Origin of the sequence: Rhizobium favelukesii (assembly GCF_000577275.2) — a bacterium.
Classification (GTDB): Bacteria; Pseudomonadota; Alphaproteobacteria; order Rhizobiales; family Rhizobiaceae; genus Rhizobium; species Rhizobium favelukesii.
This window is the reverse complement of the sequence record NZ_HG916855.1, coordinates 1,174,641-1,187,023: the sequence shown is the minus strand read 5'-3', so window position 1 is coordinate 1,187,023 and position 12,383 is coordinate 1,174,641. Positions and strand designations below refer to the sequence as shown.

The window sequence follows — 12,383 nt, the reverse complement described above, 5'->3', positions numbered from 1 at the left end:
CTTGATGAGAATGTTCCGGTTATGACGGGCCGACGGCGACAGGTCTTGTCTCCGGCGGTTGATTTTGGATCGATCTGCGATTGCCGCACCTGCGGCCGGGTCTTTCTTATCGATGTGCCCGCGCCTGTCTGGCGGACGCCTCCCTGCGGCGCACCGTATCGAGAAGCAGTGTGACGACCGCAAGTGTCGCAACGGTCACGACGCCGACCTCAACCGCCGCGGCGAGACCGCTGGAGGTGGCGATCTTGCCAAGAGACAGCGCTACGACGGCCTGGCCAAGATACGCAATCAGGAAGAGCGCCGACAGTGTCGCGCCACGGTGGGTGACGGGAGCATGTGCGGTGATCAAGGATAGGCCACCGAGCAACAGCAGGCTGTAGGCCATACCAGACCCGGCCTGCGCAATCGTGTAGAGCAGGAGCGAATGAAGCACGGCTGCAGCCGCGAGCAACGCCGATGAGACGATAGCGATCACAATGCCCATCTGCAGCACACGGCTTGTCTGCATACGCCGCGCCGGCACGGTGACGAGCGCTGAAAAGACTGCGAATAGCGCTATCGTGCCGCCATTCACCAGCGCATTGACGGAGGCAATCACATCCCGCGCTACCTGCGCGCCAAGTGACAGCGTCATGGCTCCAAGCACGTAGGAAGCCGTTACGGCTGCCGTAGCCGTCACGAACGTCGAAAAGAACCCGTTCGGGATGGCGGGCACCCGTGGATGCCATTTCCCCGCCGCCCGCGACGAGGTGTAGTTTGGCAGCCTCGACGTGACGGCAAGCAAGACAAGCAGCACGAAGGTGAGCACAATGAAGTTCAGCCGGGTCGGCAAGGGTGCGTATTGGATAAGCGCGCCTCCGACAAGAGCGGCGGCCGTCATGCCGATGGCCTGGGCGGCGGCCGTTACACTGCCTGCCTGAGCGGCACGACGGGGCGCACTGAATTCGACGACAGCGGCGGCCGAAGGCCCTGCCGCTAGACCAACGCCGATCCCCATAAAGGCGCGTCCGACATAAATCCAACCAATGCCAGGCGCGACCGAGAAGATAAAGGAGCCAAGGGCAGAGGCCACAAGTCCCAGCATCATTGTTTCGCGCCGGCCAATATAATCCGAGAGATTGCCGAAGACGACCAGCACCACGACCACGAAGACCGGGTAGATCGCGAAGATCGCGGTCGTCTCGAAGGGCGTCAGATGCCATTGAGAAGCATAGAGGGGGTAAGTCAGCGCGGGAGCCGCGCTGGTCCAGATCGTGTGGGCAACAACGGCGGCTGCCGTTGCCAGACTTGCGTTCCGACCAAGGGTGCGTCGCGTCATGACGCGGACCTCACGGCACCATGGAACTGGTAAGTTTCGCCGTTCTTCGTCGCGCGGCCGACGCCCGGATAGGTCCAATGATAGCCGAGCAGTTTTGCGTTGTCGGCGACGGCGCGATCAAGCAGTACCCGGCGGGTTTCGCGTGCTCTGCCGGGATCCATGTCGAAGCCGAAGCTCCAGTCTGGATGCTCAAAGGAGACGATATCGCTTGCCGTCGCATCCACGGTGATGATGAGCGGTACATCGCCGTTCAGCACGAGAGATATGTGACCAGGCGTATGACCCGGGGTGGCGAGCACCTTTAGACCGGGTACGATCTCGTCACAGTCTTCGACTAGCTTTACTCGATCTGCAATGGCAGAAAGTTCTCGGCGGGCGCCGGCCACGAAGGGCTGCAGCACTTCAGGCAGAGCATCGGCTGCTTCCCCCATCCAGAATTCCCATTCTGTGCGCCCGACATAATATCTGGCGTTGGCAAAGCGGAGCGTCCCGTCGTCGCGGGTAATGCCCCACATATGATCCGGGTGAGCGTGCGAGATGATGACTGTCGTAACGTCATGTGCCTTCACGCCTATCGCGTCGAGGTTTGCTTCAAGTCTGCCCTCGCTTGGCTGGAAGCGGTTGCCAGCTCCGACGTCGACGATGATCATCTCGTTGCCAGTGACGATAAGGGGGATGTTGGATTGCGCTGCAGCCGTATTGTCGGCACCCTCCAGCCGAACCACAATCTCTGCCCTCTCGTCGGGATTGCCTTCCGGCGCGAAGATTTCGCCACCGAGCGTGATCGGGCCGTCGGACAGAACGGTGATGTCGAACTGGCCGTGGCGAAAGCTGTGAAAATCCAATGGCTGTGTCATCGCTTGAACTCCTGTTGTCTGATGCGACAGATGTCGTCGACGACAGCGCCATTTAAAACTGACGATTTTGGAATAAGGCCGTTCATTTTTGTAAGGCGCAAAACGCTAAAAACAGGCGAAGCCTGCAAGCCTGAAACCCGAAAATTCGGTACCCGGACCTGTTGCCACCAGCGAGATGGTCCTATGCAGTTCATTTTTGATCCCATTCTTCACATCATCGCCCTCATTGCCGGTCTGATTCTGGTGCAGCTTGCCCTATCGAGCCACGGTGTCCTCAGATTTGTCGGCAACTTGATTTTCTTTCTGCTGCTCAGCGCATTGCTGCTGATGAACGGTGTCGAGCCCTATTCCACCACACAGCCGTCGTCCGATCTTTGGCACAGGCTCTTCTTTGGGTTAGCTAAGGCGATCTGGTGGCTCGGCGGTGCGATGATGCTGGTAAGCTCGGTGCGCCTGTTCCTGATCTTCGAGCACCGGCCGCGGGAAGCAAGACTGGCACAGGACCTGCTTGCCGGGATCATTTATGTCGGTGCAGCCCTGTCGGTGGTCGCCTATGTATTCAGCGTCCCCGTCGGCACGCTCATCGCGACCTCCGGCGTCTTTGCCGTTATTCTCGGTCTTGCCTTGCAGAGCACCTTGTCCGATGTCTTTTCCGGCATCGCCCTCAATCTTGGGCGACCCTATTCGGTCGGCGACTGGATCATCCTTCCGGACGGTGTGCAGGGCCGCGTGATGGAGACCAACTGGCGTGCGACGCATCTTCTCAACGCCACCAACGACCTCGTGGTCATTCCCAACAGCATGCTTGCCAAGACCCAGCTCGTCAATTTCAACGGTCCCGACGAGACCCATGGCGTCACCATAGCCATCAAGTTGCTGCCCATCCGTCCGCCGGCTGCGATTGAGCAGCTTCTGGGGACCGTTCTCCTGTCGAGTAACCGCATCCTGCGCAACCCCGCTCCGCTTGTCGCGATCAAGGGCCTCGACAGCCACGGGATAGACGTTGAGCTCTCCTTCCGGGTGCACGACGCCGGCCAGGCTGCCGCCGCGACGAATGAGATCTACGATCTCATTTATCGTCACACGCAGGCCGCAGATGTTCCTCTTTCAGCCGCCGATCTGACGCTGATGCGACCGGTTTGGCAAACGTCCGCATCTCAGCCTGATCCCGCAAAGGCGCCCTGGCGTCTCCTGAAGGCGATGACGCTCTTCTCGACGCTGACGGAGGAGGAATTCGAAATTCTCGCCTCGTCGCTCGTCCGCCGGACATATGGAAAGGGAACCGAGATCATCACGCAGGGTATCAAGGCACCATGTCTTAACCTGATTCACAACGGCGTCGTCGTCGTTGAACGGCATGAGGCTGGCATGACGACCGAGCTCAACCGCCTATCCCCTGGCGATTTCTTCGGCGAGCGTGGCGTTCTGATTGGAGCGGAAGAGCCTGGAACAATCCGCGCGCTGACCTTCGTGGTAGCCTACGAGGTGTCCGCCGCTCCCTTGGCAGAAATCATGCGTAACCGTCCGGCGCTAGCCGAAGAGCTTGGCATGACTCTGGCACATCGCCTGGAAGACGAACGGCATCTTGCGGGTCTTGATGGACCCCGGACGGAACATCCCGAGAGCCTCGCCAGGCGGATTCGACATTTGTTTCAGCTGCAGCATCATCCGGTGATCTGATGGGGCGGCGCTCAACGCGCTAGTATCGATACAACCATGTCGACAAAGGCGCGCAGACGTCCGAGCCGCCGCAGATCGCGGTGATACCCCATCCAGATCTCGCGTTCGGGAGGATCGTCCGGCAGTTCCAATCGGCGCAGACCCGCGAGCCGGTCGCCAACGGGGCGCGGGAGGACCGCAAGACCCAATCCCTCTTCGCACAGATGCGCCTGCACATGGCGGCTGTTGCTTCGCAAGCCGACGGACGCATTGGGAAAACGGTCGACCAACCAGGCTGTATCGGGGAAACTGCCAAGCGACGCGTCCATGGTGATGAGCTGGAAGCCTGAACCATCACCGATGACCGGATCGACCCTGTCGCGCCGCATATAGACGCCGTAGCGCATTGTGACGAGGCGGCGCTGGACGATGTCCGGCTCGGCGAAAGGAACAATGCGGAAGACGAGGTCTGCTTCGCGATGGGATAGGCTGAACAATCTGGTGCCCGTCAAAAGCTCGACGAGGACGTCGGGATAGGCGGCGCGGTAAGCAGCAACGACCGGCGGCAGCACATAGCCGCCAAACCAGTCCGCCGATGAGATGCGCAGCAAGCCTTCGAGCTTGCCTTCCTTCCCCGCGAGCCGTCGCTCCATTGTAAGGGCACTCTCCTCCATCTGCTCAGCGAGCGACAGGACGGCGGCACCCTCGTCGGTCAGCACAAAACCGTCGGCGCTGCGCTGGAACAGGGTCTGGCCGGTTGCTTCCTCGAGCGACCTCAACCTGCGTCCAATCGTTGGGTGGCTTAGCCGCAAGGAACGGGCCGCCCCTCCCAGGGTGGAGGCGCGCGCAACGGCCAGAAAGATTTTGATGTCACTCCATTCCATGTCACGCCTGTCGTCAGGCAGAGAGCTGGAAAGGATTTGGTCGGGTGCGGTAGCGCCGCCAGGCACTGGGCGTGGTTCCCGTCATGCGGCGGAAGATGCGTGACAGATGCGCCTGGTCGGAAAGGCCGCAATCAAGTGCGATTTCGCAAAGCGGCGCATGGCTGTGCAGCATGAGGTACTTGGCATGCTCGACACGACGCGAAATGATATGATTGTGAGGCGAGCTGCCGTAACTTACCTTGAAGGCGGCGGAAAAATAGCTTGTGCTTAGCCTGACCAGTTGGGCGAGCTCGTCGAGCGAGATCGTCCGCGAAATATTCTCTTCGATATAGGCATCGATGCGGTTGACTTGCCAGGGGGCCAAGCCGCCCATCATGATCCGGTCACTTATCGGCACCGCGTCGGTCAAAACGAATGGGCCCAAAAGCGTCGAGGCCCTCTTGACGAGATCGATTGCCACGGCCTCATCCTTTTCGACGCAGGTAATGGCCCCCAGAAGCAGCCTTGATATTTCATTCGACATTTCATGGTTGACGTCGTTGATTTCAATCCGGGCCGTGGGACGTTCAAGAACGGCTGCGTTGCCGGGCATCTTGGATCTCCTTTGAAACATTTGAAGCGCTTTTGGCTCGTTCCATATTGAGATCAGGTCCATGTTCCGCGGAATCGTACTGTCATCGCATTTGCGCACACATCAGTTTTAACGCAGCATACCTATGTATGATTGTGAAGCTGAGCGTCCGTGGTTAGATAGATCTTTCAAGATCGCCCACGCCCTCAAAATTACACGCAATCAAAAGCGCTTCATGTCGGAAAGCCCACTCGTCCTGGTCCTTGATGATGAACAGAGTGTGCGGCAGTCGCTTGATAGCCTGCTGCGCTCTGTGGGCTATGCGGCAAAGACATTCGCCGTTGCTCAGGACCTTTACGACGACTCTTCCCTGCCGGATGCGAGCTGCCTTATCCTTGACGTGCGCCTGCCATTTATGAGCGGTCTCGATTTCCAACTGAAGCTGAATGAGAAAGACATCAACATTCCGATTGTCTTCGTCACCGGGCATGGTGACATCCCGATGACGGTGCGCGCCATGAAGGCCGGAGCGGCTGATTTTCTTGCCAAACCCTTCCGCAACCAGGATCTGCTCGACGCGGTGGCGGCGGCCATCGAGAAGAAGCGGCAGATGCATCGCCAGGATAAATTCGACAGCGAATTGCGGTTGCGCTTCAACAGCCTGACGGCGCGCGAGCAAGAGATCATGACCATGGCAACCGCCGGCCTGATGAACAAGCAGATTGCTGGCGAATTAAGCGTCAGCGAAATCACGGTGAAAATCCACCGCGGCAAGATCAGCCGAAAGATGGTCGCGAAAACTTTCGCCGATCTGGTGCGCATGGCGGCCGCCTTGGGCCTCTCGACGCAGGAAAAATAGGAGCAAATTGGCCGATAAACTCCTGTATAATTTCACTGGCGATTTGAAAAATGCATACTGAAGGCAATTCTCGAACAACCAGGTCCCGCAGAGATTGGCTTTGTCTCCCGTGAAATTTCCAGAGATTGTTTCTGTTATCGATGACGAAGGGACTGTTCGTCGCGCGACCAGTAGTCTGTTGCGGTCGCTTGGTTTTGAGGTACGTACCTTCGCATCCGCCGAGGAGTTTCTTCAGATCGGGGACGCTACGCGCTGCCTATGCATCATCTCCGATGTTCATATGCCCGGAATGAGCGGGATTGATCTTTACGAACGGCTGCGATCGCAGAATGTCGAAACGCCTGTTATCTTTATTACATCCTTTGCAGAAAAAGCAGTCAGGGCACGGGTGGGCGAAGACGTCTGCATCCTGCAAAAGCCATTCCGGGCCGACGCTCTCATCAGTTGCATCGCAAGCGCGAAAGCATCGCGGTCACAAGAATAGGAAGCCGCTTATGGTTCGCATTGCACACATTCGAGGCTGGTACGATCTGTCGCACCCCGCACTCCTGGCTGCCAAGAATGCCTCGAACAGGGTTTGACATGGGTGCATCTGAGACTTTGCCGCGAATGCGGCCATGTCGGCTGCGACCAGTCCATCAGAAAACATGCAAGCGATCATTTCCATGCCAGCGGCCATCCCATCATGGAGGACTACGGCCCACCTGAGGGTTGGGGATGGTGTTACATCGACGAGAAAATCATCGACCTGCCCGACCAGACGCCACAGACCGGTCACATCCCGCGCTACGTCTGAATCAGCCCGATCCTCAAAGACCAAGAGGTCGGTCCAAGACGCGATCTTCTCGCCACGATATCTTCATTTACAGCATATCTGTCTCGCTTAGATTACGGAGAACCACCATGTCGGATACGATTGCAGACCAGTTTGCCGCCACGCTTGCTGCAGCAGGTGTCCGTCGCATCTATGGCGTCGTGGGTGATAGCTTGAACGGCATTACAGATGCTATCCGCCGCCAAGGCGTCATCGAGTGGATCCACGTGCGCCATGAGGAAGCCGGTGCATTCGCAGCCAGCGCCGAGGCTCACCTGACTGGAACTCTTGCCGTCTGCGCCGGAAGCTGCGGGCCCGGCAACCTCCATCTCATCAACGGTCTTTTCGATGCTCATCGCTCCAAGGTGCCCGTTCTGGCGATCGCGGCCCACATTCCGTCCCAGGAGATTGGTTCGGGCTATTTTCAAGAGACCCATCCACAAGATCTCTTTCGAGAATGCAGCACCTATTGCGAACTCATCTCCAGCGCCGACCAAATGCCGCGTACCCTGGAAATCGCCATTCGCCACGCAGTGGGCGATCGGGGTGTTTCGGTCGTCGTCATTCCGGGGGATGTGGCGCTGCTAAAGGCTGTTTCACCCACCCGGCCAAAGCCGCAGGGGCTGCTGCCACGCCAAGCCATTGTCACGCCCGCACCAGACGACCTTAAGACCCTGGCTGCACTTCTTAACGCCGGCAGCAAAATCACGATGTTGTGCGGTTCGGGCTGTGCCGGCGCCCATGACGAAATACTGGCGCTTGCCGAGCGGCTTAAGGCACCGATCGTGCACGCGTTGAAGGGCAAGGAGCATGTGGAATACGACAATCCTTACGACGTCGGCATGACGGGTCTGATCGGTTTCGCCTCAGGCTATTACGCCATGACCGACTGCGACACGCTTCTGATGCTCGGGACCGATTTTCCCTACCGACAGTTCTATCCTCGCGGCAAGGATGTAAAGATTGCCCAGATCGATATCCGTCCCGGCCATCTCGGACGCCGCGCGCCGGTGGATGTTGCATTGGTGGGCGACGTCCGCTCCACCGCAATCGCCCTCCTCCCCCTTCTCAAAGGGGGCAACGACGGCAAGCATTTGGACAAGGCGCTCGATCATTACCGCCGCACCCGCCGGGATCTTGACGACGCGGCCGTCGGCAAGCCGGGCGGTAAGGTCATCCACCCTCAGCAGATCGCCAAGGCGCTGAGTGACCTTGCCTCCGATGACGCGATCTTCACCTGCGACGTTGGCCTGCCGACGGTGTGGGCGGCGCGCTATCTCACGATGAACGGCAAGCGACGGCTCGTTGGTTCCTTTTGGCATGGCTCGATGGCCAATGCCATGGCGCAGGCTATCGGAGCCCAGTCGACATTTCCGCAAAGACAGGTCATTTCGATGTCCGGCGATGGCGGATTTGCGATGCTGATGGGGGATTTTCTGAGCCTTGCTCAGTTGAAGCTGCCCGCAAAAATCGTTGTGTTCAACAATTCAACGCTGGGATTTGTCGAAGTCGAGCAGAAATCAACCGGCTTTCTGCCGACCGGCACAGGGCTAGAGAATCCTAATTTTGCCGCCATGGCGGAAGCGATCGGCATCAAAGGCATTCGGGTGGAGGATCCAGGCGACGTCGAGGCGGCCGTCCGCGAAGCGCTTGCCCATGACGGCCCGGTCCTCATCGATGCTGTGGTGGCACGCACCGAACTGCCGATACCGCCATCCATCAACGCCGAAATGGCAAAAGGCTTCACACTTTACATGGTGAAGGCGGTGTTCAATGGTCGAGGCAACGAGATACTCGATCTTGCCCGGGAGAACCTGTGGCACTGAGACATCCAATAGATCCCGATAAGTTCGGTCCGTCTTTGACATCGTTCCTCTAATGTGGGCAATTGGACCCATATCATCAACGGCTAAAGGTAGCGGTGACGGCTTTGGAACAACGGGACCTCGGCATGAAATCTCCGGCCAAGACCGACGCTTTCGGATGTCAGTTGGGCAAACTCGACGACGACAGACAAATTGCGGGCCGCAATATAAACTTCTATCGCAAGGCGTCCGATGCAATCTCCCTTGGCCAAGTCTCGACATCGGCCAGCGATCGCGGATACCTGATCGGACTGTCGCTGATGGGCGGCCACAAACGGCGCATTTTTAGCGAGCATCACGCGACGTTTTACGATTTTGAGGAAAATTCGATCTACCTTCGGAATTTTGCCGAGGATTACAAAGCCGACCTCAAGGGATCATTCAGTTTTATTCTGATGGAAATTTCGTCGGCTGATCTGGAGCGGATCGCCCATGGTGCCGACGTCAGCGGCATTCCTGATCTAACAGACGCTATCGCAAAGCCTGATCCGGTCCTGGGCGGGCTTGCGCGCGCGATGTTTTCTATCCAGGAAAGAGCGGTTCTGACAAGCCCCCTGCTGGTCGACCAACTTTCAGCGGCGATTGGAATCCATCTTCTGCAGACCTACGGAAACCGTCCTACGCCCCTTAGCGGCCGGCGCCTGCTGCTGTCGGCTTCGCAAGAAGCCAAGGCCAAGGACTATCTTGCCACCGCTCTTCCCGGCGAGGCATCTATCGATCATGCGGCAGACGCGTGTGGGCTGTCGCGCGTCGCCTTCATCCGCGCCTTCCACCTGACGACGGGGCAGAGCCCGCATGACTGGCTGATGAACCACCGGATCTCCAAGGCGCGGACGATGCTGCTGGTGTCAAAAATGGCACTCAGCGATATCGCAACAGCTTGCGGGTTTGCCGACATCGCGGAATTCACTCGAATTTTCGTGAAGGCAACGGGAATTGCACCCGGTGCCTTTCGTCGTGCCCGGCTTTCCTGAGCTGTTTTTCATCCTTGCAAGGCGGAAAGGTACTGATGAATGGCGGAAATGACGACCGACCCCTCTCCGACAGCCGATGCAACGCGTTTCACAGATCCGGCCCGAACGTCACCAACGGCGAAGACACCTGGCTGGCTGGCAGCGTAAGGGCTGATGTCAGCGCCGTCCGCAACAGTATAGCCGGTCTGTACGAAACCGCTGCGGTCGAGAGCCACGCAGCCGTTCAGCCATTCCGTATTGGGTGATGCTCCGATCATCACGAAAAGGCTCGTCGCCGGACTTTTCTCCGACTTTCCCGTGCTGCGGTCGATCCAGCTCACAGCTTCCAGCGACGTCTCGCCGTGCAGTGCGGTCACTTCGCTATGCTGATGAAGGGAAATGCGAGGAGAACGCTCGATCCGTTGCACGAGGTAGTCCGACATCGTTGACGAGATGCCGCCACGCATCAGTATGTGTACCTGTCGCGCCGTTCGCGACAGGAAAATGGCGGCCTGACCGGCAGAGTTACCGCCCCCGACGATAACGATGTCGCGCGCAACACAGAACTGTGCCTCCATGGCTGTCGCTGCATAATGGATCCCGTGGCCTTCAAAGCGATGATAGTCGGGCACATCGAGCTTGCGATAACGGGCGCCGGTCGCAATGACGATGGAGCGGGCGTTCAACCTCCTTTCGTCGCTAAGCCCGACCTCGTAGGGGCCGACGTTGCAATCGAGCGAGACGGCGGAACGCGACACACAAAGGCGCGCGCCAAATTTCTGCGCCTGGATATGAGCGCGACCAGCCAGCGCCAATCCGGAAATGCCGGTTGGAAAGCCGAGATAGTTTTCGATTTTCGACGATGTGCCCGCCTGTCCGCCCGGCGCCATGGCTTCCAGGACGATGGTCTTCAGCCCTTCGGAAGCGGCGTAGACGGCCGCGGCCAGACCCGCGGGTCCCGCCCCCAGCACCGCGACATCGTATACTCTGCCCTCCTCGGGCGGTTCGAAGATACCGAGTTCTTCGGCCAATGCTTCGTTTGACAGCTGGGACAGGACCGTGCGGTCCGGCTTCACCAACACCGGCATATCGGTTTGCGTGACGCCAAGAGAGGATAGTGTTGCACCACAATCGGGTTCGAGCTCGGGGTCGAATACGGCCACGGGGTAGAGATTTCGCAGCATGAAACGCTGCATGCGGAGCAGTTCGCCATCGTCACGATGACCAATGAGCAACCCGCCGCCCTTGCAGTGACGCACAAAGCCGGCACGGCGCAGGATATAGGCGCGAATAATGGTCTCGCCGATCTCGGGCTCGCCAGTCATGAATGATCGGAAACGATCATGGCCAATACGGATGAAACGGGACCCCGCCATCGCAAGACCTGAAAAGAGAATGCTGCGGTCGTTGAACAGATTCTGCTCGCCGCTGAACTGACCGCGGCCATAGCTGAAGAGATAGTCTTCACCCTTGATCGGGTGGCCGGCAAAGATCTTCATCTCGCCAGCGAGCATCAGGAAAAAGTCGATCGCGCGATCGCCACGCCGAAAGAGATACCGATCCTCTTCGACCGCTTCCTCGTCGCCGTAAGACTTGATCCGATCGATCATCTCCTCCAACAGCGCGGGAAACGTCTGTGCGGGACGCAGCCAGGGATCCGTCGGATCGGGAACTAGGTCGTGCATGGCATCTGTCCTTCATCGCTCCGGCAAGTAAGACCCGCAACGATACGAGCGCCCTGGCCGGCACCGTTGCGGCATCGCGTCCTGTCAGGAATTGGTCCCGCGCAGAATTTCGAAGAGGAACCAGACGCGACGTTCGCCTTCATCGATCCAATTTTCGAGAAGGCTGGCGGTTGCGACATCGGAATGCTCGTCGCAGGTATCGTGCAGCGAGCGCATGCTGGCCACCAGCGCGCCGTTGTCATCGCGCAGCTCGGCCAGCATCTCGTGCGGATGCACGAATTCGGCGTCGTTGTCCTTGATGCGCTGGAGACGAGAGATCTCGCCGATCGAGCGCAACGTCTCACCGCCCAGCTTGCGGACCCGTTCGGCGAGCGGGTCGGTGATTTCGAACAGCTGGTCGCCATGCTCATCAAGCAGAAGATGGTAATCGCGAAAATTGGCACCAGACATATGCCAATGGAAATTCTTAGTCTTGAGATAGAGGGCGAATACATCCGCAAGCAGCGCCGTAGCGCCGGCCGAAATATCCTTGACTGCCTCCTGCGACAGCCCGGTCGGGGTCTTCAGCGAGGCACTACGGCGGGATTTCACACTGTGCTCCATGGAATTTGTCCTTGTTGGATGAAAGTTGATCAGGCCGTCCGCCCCGAGGCGAGCGGATCGCTGGCACGGAAGGTTTCCACAAGGGCCTCGTCCAGGTCCGCGTCCGCTTCGGTTTCAGCGATCGGCGGAAGTTCTGCGCTTAGATCAACGCGTTCGGGAAGGGATTCAATCCCGTCGCGCACGATGCGATCGATCTCAAAGACTTTCCCATTCATGTCTCGAATTTCCTTCTGAGGTTTCGCGGTCATGATACGCCCAGCCTGGATTGCTTCTTGTACGTCCCGTTCCTGTTTGGACGGTCTCCGCGCCAATGCC

General features: G+C 58.6%; 13 protein-coding genes. 6 read left to right on the top strand and 7 right to left on the bottom strand.

Annotated elements, in window-relative coordinates; all coding sequences use genetic code 11:
- Positions 1-106 precede the first annotated feature (106 nt).
- Entirely contained in the window at positions 107-1,318 is a 1,212-nt protein-coding gene (locus tag LPU83_RS69175) for an MFS transporter (RefSeq protein WP_024315170.1), read from the bottom strand.
- The gene (locus LPU83_RS69170; protein WP_040680957.1) at positions 1,315-2,175 is read right to left on the bottom strand and encodes an MBL fold metallo-hydrolase; all 861 of its coding nucleotides are present in this window, start codon (positions 2,173-2,175) and stop codon (positions 1,315-1,317) included. The genes LPU83_RS69175 and LPU83_RS69170 overlap by 4 nt, the downstream gene beginning before the upstream one ends.
- Before the next feature lie 183 nt (positions 2,176-2,358).
- Between LPU83_RS69170 and LPU83_RS69165 the strand changes: the two genes are divergently transcribed.
- Positions 2,359-3,855 carry a mechanosensitive ion channel domain-containing protein gene (locus tag LPU83_RS69165; protein ID WP_024315168.1) on the top strand — a complete coding sequence of 499 codons (1,497 nt, stop codon included), beginning with the start codon at positions 2,359-2,361 and terminating at the stop codon, positions 3,853-3,855.
- A gap of 11 nt (positions 3,856-3,866) precedes the next feature.
- Here the strand turns inward: LPU83_RS69165 and LPU83_RS69160 are convergent, their stop codons facing one another.
- Together LPU83_RS69160 and LPU83_RS69155 are read right to left on the bottom strand one after the other, a co-directional pair.
- Positions 3,867-4,718: a LysR family transcriptional regulator gene (locus LPU83_RS69160; protein ID WP_024315167.1), complete on the bottom strand. Its 852-nt coding sequence runs from the start codon at positions 4,716-4,718 to the stop codon at positions 3,867-3,869.
- Between the two features lie 13 nt (positions 4,719-4,731).
- Positions 4,732-5,310, bottom strand: a complete 579-nt coding sequence (locus LPU83_RS69155) for a helix-turn-helix domain-containing protein (protein ID WP_024315166.1) — start codon at positions 5,308-5,310, stop codon at positions 4,732-4,734.
- A 124-nt stretch (positions 5,311-5,434) separates the two neighbouring features.
- Here LPU83_RS69155 and LPU83_RS69150 point away from each other — a divergent pair, with 124 nt between their 5' ends.
- From LPU83_RS69150 to LPU83_RS69130, 5 genes are all read left to right on the top strand, one after another.
- A complete protein-coding gene (locus LPU83_RS69150) occupies positions 5,435-6,148 on the top strand; it encodes a response regulator transcription factor (RefSeq protein ID WP_309475096.1) in 714 nt (237 codons plus the stop codon).
- 109 nt (positions 6,149-6,257) lie between these two features.
- Positions 6,258-6,632, top strand: a complete 375-nt coding sequence (locus LPU83_RS69145; protein WP_082321356.1) for a response regulator transcription factor — start codon at positions 6,258-6,260, stop codon at positions 6,630-6,632.
- A gap of 36 nt (positions 6,633-6,668) precedes the next feature.
- Complete coding sequence (locus LPU83_RS69140) at positions 6,669-6,944, top strand: UBP-type zinc finger domain-containing protein (RefSeq protein WP_082321355.1); 276 nt, start codon at positions 6,669-6,671, stop codon at positions 6,942-6,944.
- A gap of 107 nt (positions 6,945-7,051) precedes the next feature.
- Positions 7,052-8,788, top strand: coding sequence for a ubiquinone-dependent pyruvate dehydrogenase (gene poxB / locus LPU83_RS69135; RefSeq protein ID WP_024315162.1), 1,737 nt, complete (start codon positions 7,052-7,054; stop codon positions 8,786-8,788).
- 125 nt (positions 8,789-8,913) lie between these two features.
- The gene (locus LPU83_RS69130; protein ID WP_024315161.1) at positions 8,914-9,801 is read left to right on the top strand and encodes a helix-turn-helix domain-containing protein; all 888 of its coding nucleotides are present in this window, start codon (positions 8,914-8,916) and stop codon (positions 9,799-9,801) included.
- Between the two features lie 8 nt (positions 9,802-9,809).
- Here LPU83_RS69130 and LPU83_RS69125 read toward each other — a convergent pair whose 3' ends face one another.
- The 3 genes from LPU83_RS69125 to LPU83_RS69115 form a co-directional block, all read right to left on the bottom strand.
- Entirely contained in the window at positions 9,810-11,465 is a 1,656-nt protein-coding gene (locus tag LPU83_RS69125) for an FAD-dependent oxidoreductase (RefSeq protein ID WP_024315160.1), read from the bottom strand.
- Between the two features lie 84 nt (positions 11,466-11,549).
- Positions 11,550-12,068, bottom strand: a complete 519-nt coding sequence (locus LPU83_RS69120; protein WP_024315159.1) for a Dps family protein — start codon at positions 12,066-12,068, stop codon at positions 11,550-11,552.
- Between the two features lie 29 nt (positions 12,069-12,097).
- Entirely contained in the window at positions 12,098-12,283 is a 186-nt protein-coding gene (locus LPU83_RS69115; RefSeq protein ID WP_024315158.1) for a hypothetical protein, read from the bottom strand.
- Positions 12,284-12,383: the final 100 nt, after the last annotated feature.